Annotated in this window: 14 protein-coding genes; 9 read left to right on the top strand and 5 right to left on the bottom strand. The window is 70.4% G+C overall.

Annotation, left to right across the window (positions count from 1 at the left end; genetic code table 11):
- Nucleotides 1–277: 277 nt before the first annotated feature.
- A complete protein-coding gene (locus ACGFSB_RS30305) occupies nt 278–2,413 on the bottom strand; it encodes a DEAD/DEAH box helicase (RefSeq protein WP_393405795.1) in 2,136 nt (711 codons plus the stop codon).
- Between the two features lie 461 nt (nt 2,414–2,874).
- Between ACGFSB_RS30305 and ACGFSB_RS30300 the strand changes: the two genes are divergently transcribed.
- Nucleotides 2,875–3,612, top strand: a complete 738-nt coding sequence (locus ACGFSB_RS30300) for a ferritin-like fold-containing protein (protein ID WP_393405793.1) — start codon at nt 2,875–2,877, stop codon at nt 3,610–3,612.
- Nucleotides 3,613–3,645: 33 nt separating this feature from the next.
- Here ACGFSB_RS30300 and ACGFSB_RS30295 read toward each other — a convergent pair whose 3' ends face one another.
- The 4 genes from ACGFSB_RS30295 to ACGFSB_RS30280 all read right to left on the bottom strand — a co-directional run bounded on the left by ACGFSB_RS30295 (nt 3,646) and on the right by ACGFSB_RS30280 (nt 5,490).
- Complete coding sequence (locus tag ACGFSB_RS30295; protein WP_393405791.1) at nt 3,646–3,918, bottom strand: hypothetical protein; 273 nt, start codon at nt 3,916–3,918, stop codon at nt 3,646–3,648.
- A 196-nt stretch (nt 3,919–4,114) separates the two neighbouring features.
- Complete coding sequence (locus tag ACGFSB_RS30290; protein ID WP_055565193.1) at nt 4,115–4,342, bottom strand: DUF3107 domain-containing protein; 228 nt, start codon at nt 4,340–4,342, stop codon at nt 4,115–4,117.
- A gap of 140 nt (nt 4,343–4,482) precedes the next feature.
- Nucleotides 4,483–5,124, bottom strand: a complete 642-nt coding sequence (locus ACGFSB_RS30285; protein ID WP_393405788.1) for a TetR/AcrR family transcriptional regulator — start codon at nt 5,122–5,124, stop codon at nt 4,483–4,485.
- Between the two features lie 144 nt (nt 5,125–5,268).
- Complete coding sequence (locus ACGFSB_RS30280) at nt 5,269–5,490, bottom strand: hypothetical protein (protein ID WP_393405786.1); 222 nt, start codon at nt 5,488–5,490, stop codon at nt 5,269–5,271.
- Nucleotides 5,491–5,709: 219 nt separating this feature from the next.
- On the opposite strand from ACGFSB_RS30280, the gene ACGFSB_RS30275 reads away from it, so the two are divergent.
- The 8 genes from ACGFSB_RS30275 to ACGFSB_RS30240 all read left to right on the top strand — a co-directional run bounded on the left by ACGFSB_RS30275 (nt 5,710) and on the right by ACGFSB_RS30240 (nt 15,835).
- Complete coding sequence (locus tag ACGFSB_RS30275; protein WP_393405784.1) at nt 5,710–6,762, top strand: alpha/beta fold hydrolase; 1,053 nt, start codon at nt 5,710–5,712, stop codon at nt 6,760–6,762.
- 8 nt (nt 6,763–6,770) lie between these two features.
- On the top strand, nt 6,771–8,180 hold the full coding sequence (locus tag ACGFSB_RS30270; protein ID WP_393405782.1) for a DUF3152 domain-containing protein: 1,410 nt from the start codon (nt 6,771–6,773) through the stop codon (nt 8,178–8,180).
- 78 nt (nt 8,181–8,258) lie between these two features.
- A complete protein-coding gene (locus tag ACGFSB_RS30265) occupies nt 8,259–8,351 on the top strand; it encodes an Ms4533A family Cys-rich leader peptide (protein WP_344520500.1) in 93 nt (30 codons plus the stop codon).
- Nucleotides 8,352–8,512: 161 nt separating this feature from the next.
- Nucleotides 8,513–10,237 (top strand): ABC transporter substrate-binding protein, encoded by a 1,725-nt coding sequence (locus ACGFSB_RS30260; protein WP_393405780.1) that lies wholly within the window; start codon nt 8,513–8,515, stop codon nt 10,235–10,237.
- A 20-nt stretch (nt 10,238–10,257) separates the two neighbouring features.
- On the top strand, nt 10,258–11,250 hold the full coding sequence (locus tag ACGFSB_RS30255; protein WP_393405778.1) for an ABC transporter permease: 993 nt from the start codon (nt 10,258–10,260) through the stop codon (nt 11,248–11,250).
- A complete protein-coding gene (locus tag ACGFSB_RS30250) occupies nt 11,247–12,236 on the top strand; it encodes an ABC transporter permease (RefSeq protein ID WP_393405776.1) in 990 nt (329 codons plus the stop codon). Before ACGFSB_RS30255 ends, ACGFSB_RS30250 begins: the two co-directional genes overlap by 4 nt.
- On the top strand, nt 12,233–13,870 hold the full coding sequence (locus tag ACGFSB_RS30245) for a dipeptide ABC transporter ATP-binding protein (protein ID WP_393405774.1): 1,638 nt from the start codon (nt 12,233–12,235) through the stop codon (nt 13,868–13,870). The genes ACGFSB_RS30250 and ACGFSB_RS30245 overlap by 4 nt, the downstream gene beginning before the upstream one ends.
- 201 nt (nt 13,871–14,071) lie before the next feature.
- Entirely contained in the window at nt 14,072–15,835 is a 1,764-nt protein-coding gene (locus tag ACGFSB_RS30240; RefSeq protein WP_393405772.1) for a glycosyltransferase, read from the top strand.
- The last annotated feature ends 19 nt before the right edge of the window (nt 15,836–15,854 follow it).

Here is a 15,854-nt window from a genome sequence, read left to right as displayed (position 1 = left end):
CCCACCCGCCCGATTGCCCTGTAGTTACGGGGGTGGGTCGGCATTCCGGTGGTCCGCGCCGGATCTCTCCCCCGCCCACCCGCCTGATTGCCCTGTAGCTACGGGGTGATCGGGCGGGCTGGTTCTTCGGCGCCGGGCAGTGGCTGCCGAGTGTTGGGTGGGTGGGTGGGGAAGATCCGGCGCGAAGCGTCGGTACAGGAGAAGACGGACCACGAAGAAGGCCCGGCACCCCACAAGGGGGGCCGGGCCTTCAAGCGTCAAACCTCAGCGGAGCGTCTCAGCTCTCCTCGGCCGGCGCAGCCACCGCCTTGCGCGTACGGCGACGCGGCTTGGCAACGGCGGCCTCCTCGGCAACCTCGGCGACCACAGGCGCCTCCGCAGCCTTCCGCGTACGCCGACGCGGCTTGGTCTCCTCCGTCGGCTGAGCCGGAATCCCGGCCTCGACGGCCTCGACGACAGGCGCAGCGGCCTTACGGGTGCGGCGGCGCGGCTTCTCCGCCGGAGCCTCGGTCTCGACGGCCTCGACTGTGTCGACGCCTGTTTCAGCGGCCTTACGGGTCCGACGACGCGGCTTCTCCGCCGGAGCCTCCGCCTCTATGGCCTCGACGACAGGCTCGGCGGCCTTGCGAGTGCGGCGGCGCGGCTTCTCCGCCGGGACCTCGGCCTCGACTGCCTCGACGGCCTCGACTGTGTCGACGACGGCTTCAGCGGCCTTGCGGGTGCGGCGGCGCGGCTTCTCCACCGGCGCCTCGGCCTCGACGGCCTCGACGACAGGCGCAGCAGCCTTGCGGGTGCGGCGGCGCGGCTTCTCCGCCGGGACCTCGGCCTCGACTGCCTCGACGGCCTCGACTGTGTCGACGACGGCTTCAGCAGCCTTACGGGTGCGGCGGCGCGGCTTCTCCACCGGCGCCTCGACCTCGACGACCTCCGCGGCCTCGACCGTCTCGACGACAGCCTCCGCGGCCTCCGAGCCGCTCCGCGTCCGGCGACGGCGACGCGGCGTACGCGGCTCCGACACCTCGGCGTCAGCCGCAGGCGCGACCGCGGCCACGGGCGAGGCAGTCGACTGCGTTTCCGCCGACGGAGTCTCCAGCGGCGTACCCGACCGCGTACGGCGGCGGCGACGCGGCGTACGCGCCTCGCGCTGGCGCTCGGGGGCGGGCTCGGGAGTCCGCTCCTGCGGACGACCGCTTCCGCGGCCCCCGCGCGCGCCACGCCCACCGGTCTCGCCGAGGTCCTCGACCTGCTCCGCACGGAGCCCGGCACGGGTCCGCTCGGCGCGCGGCAGCACACCCTTCGTGCCCGCCGGGATGCTCAGCTCCTCGTACAGGTGAGGAGAGCTTGAATACGTCTCGACCGGGTCGTTGAAGCCCAGGTCGAGCGCCTTGTTGATCAGCTGCCAGCGCGGGATGTCGTCCCAGTCGACCAGCGTGATCGCGATGCCCTTGGCCCCAGCGCGGCCGGTGCGGCCGATGCGGTGGAGGTAGGTCTTCTCGTCCTCGGGGGACTGGTAGTTGATGACGTGCGTGACGCCCCCGACGTCGATGCCACGGGCGGCGACGTCGGTGCAGACGAGCACGTCCACCTTGCCGTTGCGGAAGGCGCGCAGCGCCTGCTCACGGGCGCCCTGCCCGAGGTCGCCGTGCACGGCGCCCGAGGCGAAGCCGCGCTTCTCGAGCTGCTCGGCGATGTCGGCGGCGGTCCGCTTCGTACGGCAGAAGACCATCGCGAGCCCGCGGCCGTCGGCTTGCAGGATGCGGGAGATCATCTCCGGCTTGTCCATGTTGTGTGCGCGGTAGACGTACTGCGCGGTGTTCGCGACGGTCTGGCCCTCGTCGTCCGGCTCGGAGGCGCGGATGTGCGTGGGCTGCGACATGTAGCGACGGGCCAGGCCGATGACGGCGCCCGGCATGGTCGCCGAGAACAGCATCGTCTGACGCTTCGGCGGCAGCATGTTGATGATCCGCTCGACGTCGGGCAGGAAGCCCAGGTCGAGCATCTCGTCGGCCTCGTCGAGGACCAGGCACTTGACGTGCTTGAGGTCGAGCTTCCGCTGGCCCGCGAGGTCGAGGAGACGACCAGGCGTGCCGACGACGACGTCGATGCCCTTCTTGAGGGCCTCGACCTGCGGCTCGTACGCACGGCCGCCGTATATGGCGAGGACGCGTACGTTCCGCGCCTTGCCGGCGGTCATCAGGTCGTTCGTGACCTGCTGGCACAGCTCACGGGTGGGGACGACGATGAGCGCCTGCGGGGCGTCGGTCAGCTGCTCGGGCTTGGCCCGGCCCGCCTCGACGTCCGCGGGGACGGTGACGCGCTCCAGGAGCGGGAGTCCGAAGCCGAGCGTCTTGCCGGTGCCGGTCTTGGCCTGGCCGATGACGTCGGAGCCGGAGAGCGCTACGGGCAGCGTCATCTCTTGGATGGGGAAAGGGCTGATGATGCCGACGGCCTCAAGGGCCTCGGCCGTCTCGGGAAGAATTCCGAGATCGCGGAAAGTCGTAGTCAGGGCATTGCCTCTTCTGTGGACGCGGTCCGAGGCGAACGCTGGGGGTCGTGACCGTGCCACTACCGCCGGCTGCTTGGGGGGCGGGGCCGGGGGCGCGGGACCACTGCCTGCGCTCGAGCGCTCGTACCGCTGAGGTTCCCTCCTCGTGCCGTACGCACTATGCGTATCACCGGGAGGGCTGTCGGGCGGAGCCGATCGGGCCTCCGACCGGGCATCCTCATTCGTACGGCCCGTCGAATATTCGGCAGGCGCATTACCACTGTACCCCGGATTCTCGCAGCTGCGTCTGGCGATTTGGTCACGTAGCCGTCGTCACAGTCACCGACCAGGCCCTTACGCGTTGCTGCGAGCGGGCTATTGTGCGGTTTATGGAGACGCCTGACACTGCTGCTGACACACCCGCCGAGCCCAAGGGAATCGCCGCCCAGGACTGGACGACCGCCGCTGCCGAACCGCACTACCGCGCCGCGGTCGTGGATCTGCTCGGGGCGCTCGCCTACGGAGAGCTCGCGGCGTTCGAGCGGCTAGCGGAGGACGCGAAGCTGGCGCCGACGCTCGGCGACAAGGCGGAGCTGGCGAAGATGGCGTCCGCCGAGTTCCACCACTTCGAGCAGCTGCGGGACCGGCTTTCCGCCATCGGCGCGGACGCGACCGACGCGATGGAGCCCTTCGTGGCGGCCCTCGACGGCTTCCACCGGCAGACGGCGCCGTCCGACTGGCTCGAGGGCCTGGTCAAGGCGTACGTGGGCGACTCGATCGCCAGTGACTTCTACCGGGAGGTGGCTGCGCGGCTCGACGGCGACACCCGCCGCCTCGTCCTCGGCGTGCTCGACGACACGGGGCACGCGAGCTTCGCGGTGGAGAAGGTGCGGGCCGCGATCGACGCGGATCCGCGTGTGGGCGGGCGGCTCGCGCTCTGGGCCCGGCGGCTGATGGGCGAGGCGCTTTCGCAGTCTCAGCGGGTCGTTGCCGACCGGGACGCGTTGTCGACCATGCTGGTCGGGGGCGTGGCCGATGGGTTCGACCTTGCCGAGGTCGGGCGGATGTTCTCTCGGATCACTGAGGCGCACACGAAGCGGATGGCCGCACTGGGGCTGGCCGCCTAGGAGCGAGGGCTCGGGCGCGGACCTCGAAGCCCGCTACGCCGTCGCTGAGCGGCGGCGCATTCTGCCTCGGTCCGGGCGGATCAGGAGTGACAGCAGGGCTGCCGATACGGCCACCGCGCCCGCGATCGTTGCGGGGGCGTGGCCCGCGCCCAGGGCCATGTGCGTGACGAAGGAGCCGATCACGGCGCCCGCCGATCCGGTCGACAGGACCAGGTTGCGGGCGGGGAGCCGGTGGGGCAGGCGGTGGGCCGTGGCCCACGCCAGGGCGAGACCGAGCAGTGCGGAGCCGAGCGCTTCCAGAATCACAGGGTGTTCCCTCCCTCGCGGCCAGGTGCAAAACGGTCGTAGCCGGTCTTACCCCTGGCTGCCGGAACGCAACCCTCCAGGGCAGGTGGAGAGGGAGGTGTTCACCCCTCGTACATCAACGCGTACATCAACTCGTACATCAACAGAGAACGGCCCGGCGGTCACGTCAGTGACCACCGGGCCGTTCCCGTTCGCCCTAGAGGGCGCTGAAGCCCACCTTGCGCGCGGTCGGCTCGCCGAGCTCGACGTAGGCGAGGCGGTCGGCCGGAACCAGGACCTTGCGGCCGTGGTCGTCCACGAGGCTCAGCAGCGGCGACTTGCCGGTCAGCGCCTCGGACACCGCGTGCTCGACTTCCTCGGCACTCTGGCCGCTCTCCAGCACGATCTCGCGGGGCGCGTACTGCACGCCGATCTTGACCTCCACGGCTTTGTCCCTCCGACGGTCAGTGATGCGCGGCCGTCCGCGCTGTACCCAGCCACATTAGCCCGGTGAGGCGATGCGTAACGTTCCGCCGCCGCACGCCGGTAGCGAACAGAAAACGGGAACAGAAGTGGCGGCCCCGCTCAGTGCCCGTCCGTGCCGTGCAGCGGGAAGCCCGCGATGCCGCGCCAGGCAAGCGAGGTGAGGAGCTGGACCGCCTTCTCGCGCGGCACTGTGCTGCGGCTGGCGAGCCAGTACCTGGCCACCACCTGTGAGTAGCCGCCGAGTCCCACGGCGAGCAGCATCGCCTCGTCGCGGGGCAGCCCCGTGTCCTCGGCGATCACCTCGCAGATCGCCTCCGCGCACTGGAGCGTGACCCGCTCCACGCGCTCGCGGACGGCGGGTTCGTTCGTCAGGTCGGACTCGAAGACGAGGCGGAACGCGCCGCCCTCTTCCTCCACGTACGCGAAGTACGCGTCCATCGTGGCCGCGACCCGCAGCTTGTTGTCCGTCGTCGAGGCCAGAGCCGTACGAATGGACTGCAGCAGTGATTCGCAGTGCTGGTCGAGCAGCGCGAGGTACAGGTCGAGCTTGCCCGGGAAGTGCTGGTAGAGCACCGGCTTGCTGACCCCGGCCCGCTCGGCGATGTCGTCCATCGCCGCCGAGTGGTACCCCTGCGCGACGAAGACCTCCTGCGCCGCGCCCAGCAACTGATTGCGTCGGGCGCGACGCGGCAGGCGTGTGCCCCGCGGGCGCGCTGCCTCTGTCTGCTCGATGGCTGTCACGCCGCCTCCCATGATCGTGAATGTGCGGTGTGCGCCGCGCGGCCATCGTACTTTTCGGTAACCGTGATGTGCGCGGTACGAGCGGAGAATTTCACGGACTGGATGGCCGTGAAACCCGTGCGTAGCAGGGCAAACACGGTCACCTCAGCGATAGTCGTCCTCGTCGAGGGTGACGACGCGGGCCTGTTCGGCCAGGTCGGCCTCGCTGGCCGAGGCCGGATCGGCGTCCCGCAAGGAGTCGTCCTCGCTCGGAGTGAGGTCCGTGTGCTGCTCCGCGGAGTCGGCCTCCGGGGCCTCGGCGCTGATCTCGCTCTCCTCGGATTCCTCGGTCTGGAAGGTCTCGGGGTCGGACGGATCGACGGTCATCGTGGCTCTCTTCCCTGGCGGGCTGCGTGGCTCTCGTCCCTGGCGGACCAGTAGTGCGAGTCGAGTGCCGTGTTCGCCCTCTTCTATGAGCGTAGGAGACTGCCGAACCGAGCGCTATGCGATCTCCCCGCGACATCGTCTGGATCGGTTCGGGATCTGTTCGGGATCTGTGACGGCGAACACATGAACCCACGTGTGATCGTCTCGTAACATTGCCGCATGTCTTCGACCGACCTGCCGCACGTAATCGCCGCCACCGCCGCGCCCAAGCCGGGTGTCGTCGGGGTCGCGGCGGGTGAGCGGCTCGACTCGGTCGGCCTCCCCGGGCTCACGCTCTCCGTGCGTTCCAGGCCGTCGGTCCGCGAAGGGCTGCCTCCCGCGCTGTACGTCCACGGCCTCGGCGGCTCATCGCAGAACTGGTCGGCTCTGATGCCGCTCCTCGAGGACGTCGTCGACTGCGAGGCACTCGACCTGCCCGGCTTCGGTGACTCGCCGCCGCCGGACGACGGGAACTACTCGATCACCGGGCACGCGCGCGCCGTCATCCGTTATCTGGACGCGCGCGAGCGCGGACCCGTGCATCTGATCGGCAACTCACTGGGCGGCGCGGTCACCACCCGCGTCGCCGCCGTCCGCCCCGACCTGGTCCGCACGCTCACGCTGATCTCACCCGCGCTTCCGGAGCTGCGGGTGCAGCGCACGGCACTGCCGACCGGCCTCCTCGCGGTGCCCGGCATCGCGGGTCTCTTCACCAAGCTCACCAAGGACTGGACGCCCGAGCAGCGCGTCAGCGGCGTCATGGCCCTCTGCTACGGCGATCCGGGCCGGATCTCGCCCGAGGGGTTCAGCGCGGCCGTGCGGGAGATGGAGCGCAGGCTCGCCCTTCCGTACATGTGGGACGCGATGACCCGCTCGGCGCGCGGCATCGTGAACGCGTACACGCTGGGCGGTCAGCACGGTCTGTGGCGGCAGGCGGAGCGGGTGCTCGCGCCGACGCTGCTCATCTACGGCGGACGTGACCTGCTCGTCTCGTACCGCATGGCCAGGAAGGCCGCCGCCGCGTTCCGCGACTCACGGCTGCTCACACTGCCGGACGCGGGGCATGTGGCGATGATGGAGTATCCAGATACGGTGGCCACGGCCTTCCGTGAACTGCTCGTGGATTCGGGCGAGTTGAGCGACTCGGGTGGAACCGGTAGCAGTGCTTCGGGTGGAGCCAGTAGCAGTATTTCAGGTGGAACCAGTAGCAGTACTTCGAGTGCGGGGAGCTGAGGCGGCGCGTGGGACGACACAGCCGCCGGGGTCCGGCCGACCTCGCAGACAACACGGGCAGCACGAACACCACCGACATGCCGTCGCCGCAGGGCGCACGCCCGCCGGGTCCCGGCACAGGGCGGCGCAGGCGCGCCCCGGGGGAGGACGGCACGCCCGCGCACGGGGTTCCGCAGGCCACGCCTCCGCACGGGGTACCGCACGTCCGTGGGGGGCATCCCGAGCAGCGTGAGCCGGGCGGGGCGTGGGGTACGGGGCCGCGGATGGGCGCCGCCTACGGAGCGCCGGGTGTGCGGACCGGGCCGCCCCGTGTGCCGGGGCCGCGCCGCGAGTACGTGGACGCGTTCGGCGGCGGCGAATTCGCCGACGAGGATCTCTTCGCGGGCGGCGGCACCGGTGCCATGCCCGTCGTGACCGGTGCCCCGCCCCTGGGGACACCCCCGCCCCGCGATCCGTACGCCTCCGTCACCGACTGGGACCGCGCGGTCGACGAGGAAGAGCAGGCGCACGGAGGGCTGTGGACCGACGGAGCGGGCGGGGTCGACGGCACTGACGGCACCGACGGCATCGACGGCGCCGACGGCACCGACGAAGGTGACGCCAAGGACGGCAAGAGCAGCAGGGGCCGCACCTTCACCGGCATCGCGGCCGCCGCTGTCACCACCGTCCTCGCCGTCGTCGTCGCTGGCCAAGTGGCCGACGGAGCAAAGGATTCTGCTCCGCAGGCACAGGCCGCCAAGGGCGAGGACGGCCGCGCCGCGGGTGACACCGACACGTCCCGCTCGGACGACCGCGCCACTCCACAGGGCGCCGCCCCGGCGACGTACGAGAAGAAGATGGGCGTGAAGTACCCGCTCAAGTCGAACCTCACGGCGTCCGGCGACTTCGACGCGATAGCCGGGTTCGACAAGGCGCCGGGCAAGGGGAAGCTGTTCCGCTACCGCGTCGATGTCGAGAAGGGGATGGGCCTGGACGGCGGGCTGTTCGCGGAGGCCGTGCAGAAGACCCTGAACGATGAGCGGAGCTGGGCGCACGGCGGAGGCCGGACCTTCGAGCGCATCTCTTCGGGGAAGCCCGATTTCGTCATTACGCTCGCGAGCCCGGGGACCACCGCGAAATGGTGCGCGAAGTCAGGGCTCGACACCCTGGAGCAGAACGTGTCGTGCGACTCCGCGGCCACGGACCGCGTCATGATCAACGCCTATCGGTGGGCGCAGGGTGCCAAGACCTACGGCGACCGCATCCATCCCTACCGGCAGATGCTGATCAATCACGAGGTCGGTCACCGGCTCGGTTTCAATCACACGGACTGCACCAAGGACGGCGAGCTCGCACCCGTCATGCAGCAGCAGACGAAGTTCCTCGACCATGACGGAATCAAGTGCAAGGCCAACGCCTGGGCCTTTCCCAAGAGTTGAGACAGAAGCATCCGGTATGCGTTCGGTGTGCGGTCGGCAGCTTTGACATCCGCCGAAAGTTCGTTCATATTTCTCCGCATGTCGCCTCGTCACGCCTCCTCGCGCGCCGCCCTTGAGCTGGCGCTCTTCGGCGTGACCGCGCTCTGCGTGTCCGACATTCACTGTTGCTGACGCCCGCCCCTGGCGAGTGCGTCGCTTTCTCTCGGGACCTCCGTACCCCGTGCACCCTTTGCGCCCTGTGCACCCTCTGCGGTCCTGACTGACCTTCTTCGGCGACCCCGGGGCGAGCTCTGCTCCTTTCCCCTGCTTGCTTCTCCGAGAGGTCCTTTCCCATGCGTCAACCGTCCGTCATAGCCCGCCGCGTGGCAGCGGCATCCGTCAGCCTGGTCCTGGCAGCGGGCGCTGCAGCCTGCGCGGGCCCCGAGGACAACGACGCCGGGAACGGCGGCGGAGGCAAGGCGGCCGAGGGCGGCACGCTCACCGTCCTCAACAGAGATCCGCAGGTCGACTTCGACCCGGCGCGGCTCTACACCTCCGGCGGCGGCAACGTCCCCTCGCTCGTCTTCCGCACCCTGACCACCCGCAACCGCGAGGACGGCGCCAAGGGCTCGGAGGTCGTGCCCGACCTCGCCACGGACCTCGGCAAGTCGAGCAAGAACGCCACGGTATGGACGTACACCCTGAAGAAGGGCCTCAAGTATGAGGACGGCTCGCCGATCACGTCCGCCGACATCAAGTACGGGATCGAGCGGTCCTTCGCCGGTGAACTCTCCGGTGGCGCGCCCTACTTGAGGGACTGGCTCATCGGTGGCGAGAAGTACGCCGGGCCCTACAAGGACAAGAGCGGCAAGGGGCTCGAGTCGATCGAGACGCCCGACGAGCGGACCATCGTCTTCCACCTCGACAAGCCCGAGGGCGAATTCCCCTATCTGGCTACCCAGACCCAGTTCACGCCCGTCCCCAAGAGCAAGGACAAGGGCACCAAGTACGAGGAGCACCCCGTCTCATCGGGCCCGTACAAGGTCGTCAAGAACGAGAACGACGGCGAGCGCCTGACCCTGGAGCGCAACACGCACTGGTCAGCGAAGACCGACCCGGAGCGCAAGGCCTACCCCGAGAAGATCGACGTGCGCTCCGGGCTCGACCCGTCCGTCATCAACCAGCGCCTCTCGGCGGGCCAGGGCGCGGACGCCGCCGCCGTGACCACCGACACCAACCTCGGACCGGCCGAACTCGCCAAGGTCACCGGCGACAAGGCCCTGGCCTCGCGCGTCGGCACCGGGCACTTCGGATACACGAATTACCTCGCCTTCAACCCGAAGGTGAAGCCCTTCGACGACCCGAAGGTGCGCCAGGCCATTTCGTACGCCGTCGACCGCTCGTCCGTCGTCAACGCCGCCGGCGGATCGTCGCTCGCCGAGCCCGCGACGACGTACCTGCCGGACCAGAAGTCATTCGGATACACGAAGTACGACCACTTCCCGGCGGGCGCGAACGGCAACGCGAAGAAGGCCAGGAAGCTCCTGGAGGAGGCCGGTCACAAGGACGGGCTGACCATCACGCTGACCCACTCCAACGCCAAGGACTTCGAGACGAGCCCGGAGATCGCCACCGCACTCCAGGACGCCCTGAAGAAGGCCGGGATCAAGGTCAAGCTGGAGGGGCTCGAGGACAACGACTACAAGGACAAGGTGCACGGCGCCAAGACCGAGCCGGGCCTCTTCCTCGCCCACTGGGGTGCCGACTGGCCCTCCGGCGGCCCCTTCCTCGCCCCGATCTTCGACGGGCGGCAGATCGTGAAGGACGGCGCCAACTTCAACACCGGCTTCCTGGACGACACGTCCGTCAACGACGAGATCGACGAGATCAACAAGCTCACCGACCTCGACGCTGCCGCGAAGCGCTGGGGCGCACTCGACAAGAAGATCGGTGAGCAGGCCCTGACCGTGCCGCTCTTCCACCCGGTCTACAAGCGCCTGTACGGCAAGGACGTCAAGAACATCGTGATCAGCGACTGGACGGGCGTCCTCGACGTCTCGCAGGTCGCGGTCAAGTAAGGGTTACGGGGCACATCACCATGAGCGAGGCCCTGTTGGCCTCGGAGACGGGGACGGGCGCGAGTGCGCCCGTCCCGGCTTCCGGAGCCCGGCAATTCTGGCGGCGGCTGCGTGCGCAGCGTGCCGCCCTCGTCGCGGCGATCGTCGTCGCGCTGCTCGTCCTGGTCGCGCTCGGCGCGCCGCTGCTCACCGCGGTCGAGGGCCAGGACCCGACCACGTACCACCCCGACCTCATCGACTCGGCACGCGGCGGCGTGCCCGTCGGCTCGTTCGGCGGGATCAGCGGCGAGCACTGGCTCGGCGTCGAACCGCAGACAGGACGTGATCTGTTCGCCCGTCTCGTGTACGGGGCGCGGGTCTCGCTCGGTGTCGCGCTCGCCGCGACCCTGGTGCAGGTGCTGCTCGGCGTCGGGATCGGCCTCGCGGCCGGGCTCGGCAACCGCTGGGTGGACCAGGTGCTCAGCCGTGCCACCGACGTCATCGTCGCGATGCCGCTGATGGTCCTCTCGCTCGCCCTGATGGCGATCGTGCCCGGCGGCTTCCCGCGGCCGGTGCTCGTCGCCCTGGTCATCGGGTTCGTCGCCTGGGGCAGCGTGGCGAAGATCGTGCGTGCGCAGACCATCACCCTCAAGGAGCTCGACTACGTGGCGGCCGCCCGGCTGAGCGGCTGGAGCACCTGGCACATCGCGCGCCGTGAGCTGCTTCCCGGACTCGCCGCGCCCGTCATCACCTACGCGGCCCTGCTCGTCCCCATCAACATCACGGTGGAGGCCGCGCTCTCCTTCCTCGGCGTCGGCGTCAAGCCGCCGACCGCCTCCTGGGGACAGATGCTGACCTCGGCCGACATCTGGTATCAGGCGGCACCGCAGTACCTACTGCTGCCTACCGGGGCGCTCTTCGTGACGGTGCTCGCGCTGACGGTCCTCGGTGACGGGGTGCGGACCGCACTCGATCCGCGGGCGGCCTCGCGGCTGCGCGTGGGCACGGGGCGCAAGCGGGAGGGCAAGGCATGACCGGCTTCCTCCTGAGGCGCTCGGCGGGCGCTCTCGTCACCCTCTTCGTCATCTCCGTGATCATCTATCTGGTCTTCTACGTGGCGCCGGGCAACGTCGCCCAGATCACCTGCGGGCCGCGCTGCTCGCCCGGCCAAGTGCAGCAGGTCACCGAGCAGTTGCGGCTCGACGATCCGCTGTACGTGCGCTACTGGCACTTCCTCCAGGGCATCTTCGTGGGCCAGGACTACTCGACCGGCACGTCCGTGGAGCACTGCGACGCGCCCTGCCTCGGCCTCTCCTACCAGAGCGACCGGCAGGTCACCCAGCTCATCCTGACGAAGCTGCCGGTCACCGGATCGCTCGTGCTCGGCGCGATGGTGATGTGGCTGGCCCTCGGCGTGGGCACTGGCGTCCTGTCCGCCTGGCGGCGCGGGCGGGTCAGCGAGCGCGTCCTGACCGCCGTCACGCTCGCGGGCACCGCCACGCCCGTCTTCGTCATCGGCCTGCTGCTGATGATCGTGGTCTGCGGGCAGCTGCGCTGGCTGCCCTTCCCGCAGTACGTCCCGTTCACCGACGACCCCCAGCAGTGGGCGTGGAACCTGCTCCTGCCCTGGCTCTGCCTAGCGCTGATCGAGGCGGCCAAGTACGCGCGGCTGACCCGCGCGTCGATGCTGGAGACCCTCGCCGACGACCATGTGCGGACCTTTCGCGCGTACGGCGTCGGGGAGCGCTCGATCATCGGCAAGCACGCCTTGCGGGGCGCGGTCGCGCCCGTCATCGCCATGAGCGCCAACGACTTCGGGTCGATGTTCGGCGGGGCCGTGCTCAGCGAGACGCTGTTCGGGCTGCCCGGCATGGGGCGCGAACTCGTGCTCGCGGTCAAGGACGTCGACCTGCCGGTCGTGGTCGGCATGGTCCTGGTGACCGGCTTCTTCGTAGTGCTCGCCAATGCCGTCGCGGATGTGCTGTACGCGGTGGCCGACCGACGGGTGGTCCTGTCATGAGCCTGGTCCAAGTGACCGACCTGACCGTCGACTTCGGCGACACGCGTGCCGTCGACGGGCTCTCCTTCACTCTGGAAGAGGGCGCCGCACTCGGCCTCGTCGGCGAGTCGGGGTCCGGCAAGAGCACGGTGGCTTCCGCGCTGCTCGGGCTCCACCGGGGCACCGGAGCGGGCGTCGGCGGCGCGGTGCGGGTCGGCGGCATCGACGTACAAGAAGCGTCCGGAGAGGAGCTGAAGCGGCTGCGGGGCGGGAGGGCGGCCATGGTCTTCCAGGACCCGCTGTCCTCCCTCGACCCGTACTACGCGGTGGGCGACCAGATCGCCGAGGTGTACCGCGTGCACACCGGGGCCTCACGGCGGGCGGCACGCGCGCGTGGCGTCGAGGTGCTCGACCGGGTGGGCATCGCGGACGCCGTCCGCAGGGCTCGCTCCCGGCCGCACGAGTTCAGCGGCGGAATGCGGCAGCGCGCGCTCATCGCCATGGCCCTTGCCTGCGAGCCCGCGCTCCTGATCGCCGACGAGCCGACGACGGCCCTGGACGTCACCGTGCAGGCCCAGATCCTCGACCTCCTGCACGCGCTGCGGGCCGAGACGGGGATGGGGCTTCTCCTGGTGACCCATGACGTGGGCGTCGCCGCGGAGAGCGTCGACGACGTCCTGGTCATGCGGCACGGACGGGCGGTCGAGCAGGGGCCCGTGCGTGAGGTCCTCGGGGCGCCGAAGGAGGCGTACACGCGGGAGCTGCTCGGGGCGGTGCCACGGGTGGACGCGCCACGGGGAACACGGGGAACACCTGAATCGGCCTCCCGCGCGCGGGAGGCCGACGACGCGGACGTGGTGCTCGAAGCGGTCGGTCTGCGGCGGGAGTTCGGGCGCGGCAAGCGCGCGTTCGCCGCGGTGGACGGCGTGTCGCTCACGGTCCGCCGGGGGGAGACCCTCGGGGTCGTGGGGGAGAGCGGCAGCGGCAAGACGACGCTCGGACGGATGCTGGTGGGGCTGCTCGAGCCCTCCGCCGGGGAACTGCGGCACGGGGGTGCCGAGAAGCCGGGCGGCGGTGTGCGGGCCGGTGTGCAGATGGTGTTCCAGGACCCGGTCTCCTCGCTCAATCCGCGCCGCGGCATCGGGGAGTCCATCGCCGATCCGCTGCGCGCGCGGGGTGTGCGGGGGAGCGACGAGTCCGTCGTGCGCGCTCGCGTGGAAGACCTCCTGAGGCGCGTCGGGCTCGATCCGGCGCACTACGGGCGCTATCCGCACGAGTTCAGCGGCGGCCAGCGGCAGCGCGTCGGGATCGCGCGGGCCCTCGCCGCCGAGCCACACCTCATCGTCTGCGACGAACCGGTCTCCGCGCTCGATGTGACGACCCAGGCGCAAGTGACCGCGCTGCTCGCCGAGTTGCAGCAGGAGCTCGGCCTCGCGCTCGTCTTCATCGCGCACGATCTCGCGGTCGTACGCCAGGTCAGCGACCGGGTCGCGGTGATGCGGCAGGGGCGGATCGTCGAGTACGGCTCCGTCGACGAGGTGTACGGCGCGCCCCGGCAGGCGTACACGAAACAGCTGTTGGCGGCCGTGCCCGCGCTCGACCCGGAGGCCGCGGCACAGCGCCGGGCGACTCGCAGGGAGCTGGCCGCAGCCTGACTCTCCGTAACGAAAGAGCGCTTTCCTGACGCTATAGCGCGACGGAACGCAACCGGTGCGGGAAAGTTACGGCCGTTCACCCCTTTTGGTGGCGTGATGGACAACCGTCCATCACGCCACCGTCATGTCCGCATACGTTCGTCCCGCTGCGAGCCGCCGGTCCAACGGCGGCTCCCCATATGGGAGAACGGGGGTGTACTCGTGCGCATCGGACTGCTTACGGAGGGTGGCTATCCGTATGTGAGCGGTGAGGCCAGACTCTGGTGTGACCGGCTCGTGCGCGGGCTCGGGCAGCATGAATTCGACATCTACGCACTCAGCCGCAGTGAGCGGCAGGAGACGCAGGGCTGGATCGAGCTGCCGCCCCAGGTGAACCGGGTGCGGACCGCGCCCCTGTGGACCGTCGACGACGACGGCACCGCCTTCGGGGCCGGGTACGGCCGACGGGCACGGCGGCGGTTCGCGGAGTGCTTCGGGGAGCTTGCCGCCGTGATGTGCGACTCCGGGGCCGCCGGGACCGCGGGAGCTTCCGGAGCGGGAGCATCTGGAGCGTACGGAGCCGCCGATGAGTTGGCGGACCGTTTCGGCAGTGCGCTGTACGGGCTCGCCGAACTCGCCAGGGACGAAGGCGGCCTGGTCGACGCGTTGCGCTCCGAGGTGGCCGTGCGCACGCTGGAGCGCGCGTGCCGCGCGCCGGGCGCGTTACGTGCGGCACGCACTGCCAGGGTGCCTGATCTGCTCACCGTGGCGGGCCTGTTGGAGCGCGCCCTTCGACCGCTCTCCCTCGACTGGTACGACGACGAAGGCCTCGGCGCGGTGGACCTGTGTCATGCCACGTCCGGCGGCCCGGCGGCCGTCCCCGGGCTCCTCGCCGAGCACTTCTCCGGAGTGCCGCTCCTGGTCACCGAATACGGCGTACAGCTGCGGGCGCACTACCTGGCGGCGGGCGACGAGGCACTGAGTGCGCCGGCGCGGGCGCTGCTCACCTCCTTCCACGGCAGGCTCGCCGCCGAGGTGTACAAGAAGGCCACGATCATAACGCCCGGCAACACGCACGCCCGGCGCTGGCAGGAGCGGTGCGGAGCCGAGCGGGCGAAGCTGCGCACGGTCTACCCGGGCATGGAGGTGGCCCGCTTCGCCGAGGTCGGCGAGCGGGAGGACCCGGGCGACCCGGACACCCTCCTCTGGGTCGGGCGCATCGAGCCCGCCAAGGACCTGATCTCGCTGCTCCACGCCTTCGCGGAGATCCGCAAGGAGGAGCCGAAGGCGCGGCTGCGGATCGTCGGCGCGCCCGCCGAAGGCCCGGAGGCGGCCGGATATCTCGCCCATTGCAGGGCGCTCGCCGCGCAGCTCTTCCCGGACGAGGCAGCGGGCGTGCACGCGGTCGGCGACAACCCCGTGTCCTTCGAGGAGATCGGCACTCCGGAGGCGCCCGAATTGGAGGACGCGTACGCGGCGGGGAGCGTCGTGGTGCTCTCCAGTGTCGTCGAGGGCTTTCCGATCAGCCTGGTCGAGGCAATGTTCTGCGGGCGCGCGACGGTCTCCACGGATGTCGGCGCCGTCGTCGAGGTCATCGGCGGCACCGGGCTCGTGGTGCCGCCGCGCAATCCGCGGGCGCTCGCCGAGGCGTGCGTGGCGCTGCTGCGGGATGCCGGGCGGCGCGAGCGGCTCGGTGCGGCGGCGCGTGCGCGAGCGCTCGAACTGTTCACCGTGGAGCAGAACATCGAGGCATTTCGCGGCATTTACCTGGAGATCGTCTCGCACTGCCCGGTGCGCAGGGAAGCCGTCGACGACGCGGGCGAGCCGGTGCCGTTCGGCAATCCGGCGGAGGCGTATCTGCCGGGTCGCTGGGCCTTCGCCGCGGGCGGCGGGGACACGGGCTCGGGCGGTGCGCCCAGCTGGGCGGTGCCGGTCGCGGCCCAAGAGGACGGCAGGCCTGAGCAGTTGAAGGGGGCGGGCGTGTGAGCGGCAGGTGTGTGAGCGG

Source organism: Streptomyces sp. NPDC048441, assembly GCF_043200235.1.
Taxonomy (GTDB): domain Bacteria; phylum Actinomycetota; class Actinomycetes; order Streptomycetales; family Streptomycetaceae; genus Streptomyces.
The sequence above is the reverse complement of the archived record's forward strand: the minus strand, read 5'-3'. Positions and strand labels throughout refer to the sequence as shown.

What these genes read in the sequence shown, in the direction of transcription:
- ACGFSB_RS30245 (WP_393405774.1), top strand. Translation starts at nt 12,233, where the DNA reads ATGAGCCTGGTCCAAGTGACCGACCTGACCGTCGACTTCGGCGACACG.
- ACGFSB_RS30255 (WP_393405778.1), top strand. Translation starts at nt 10,258, where the DNA reads ATGAGCGAGGCCCTGTTGGCCTCGGAGACGGGGACGGGCGCGAGTGCG.
- ACGFSB_RS30265 (WP_344520500.1), top strand. Translation starts at nt 8,259, where the DNA reads ATGTCGCCTCGTCACGCCTCCTCGCGCGCCGCCCTTGAGCTGGCGCTC.
- ACGFSB_RS30275 (WP_393405784.1), top strand. Translation starts at nt 5,710, where the DNA reads ATGTCTTCGACCGACCTGCCGCACGTAATCGCCGCCACCGCCGCGCCC.
- ACGFSB_RS30260 (WP_393405780.1), top strand. Translation starts at nt 8,513, where the DNA reads ATGCGTCAACCGTCCGTCATAGCCCGCCGCGTGGCAGCGGCATCCGTC.
- ACGFSB_RS30305 (WP_393405795.1), bottom strand. Translation starts at nt 2,413, where the DNA reads ATGACGCTGCCCGTAGCGCTCTCCGGCTCCGACGTCATCGGCCAGGCC.
- ACGFSB_RS30280 (WP_393405786.1), bottom strand. Translation starts at nt 5,490, where the DNA reads ATGACCGTCGATCCGTCCGACCCCGAGACCTTCCAGACCGAGGAATCC.
- ACGFSB_RS30250 (WP_393405776.1), top strand. Translation starts at nt 11,247, where the DNA reads ATGACCGGCTTCCTCCTGAGGCGCTCGGCGGGCGCTCTCGTCACCCTC.
- ACGFSB_RS30300 (WP_393405793.1), top strand. Translation starts at nt 2,875, where the DNA reads ATGGAGACGCCTGACACTGCTGCTGACACACCCGCCGAGCCCAAGGGA.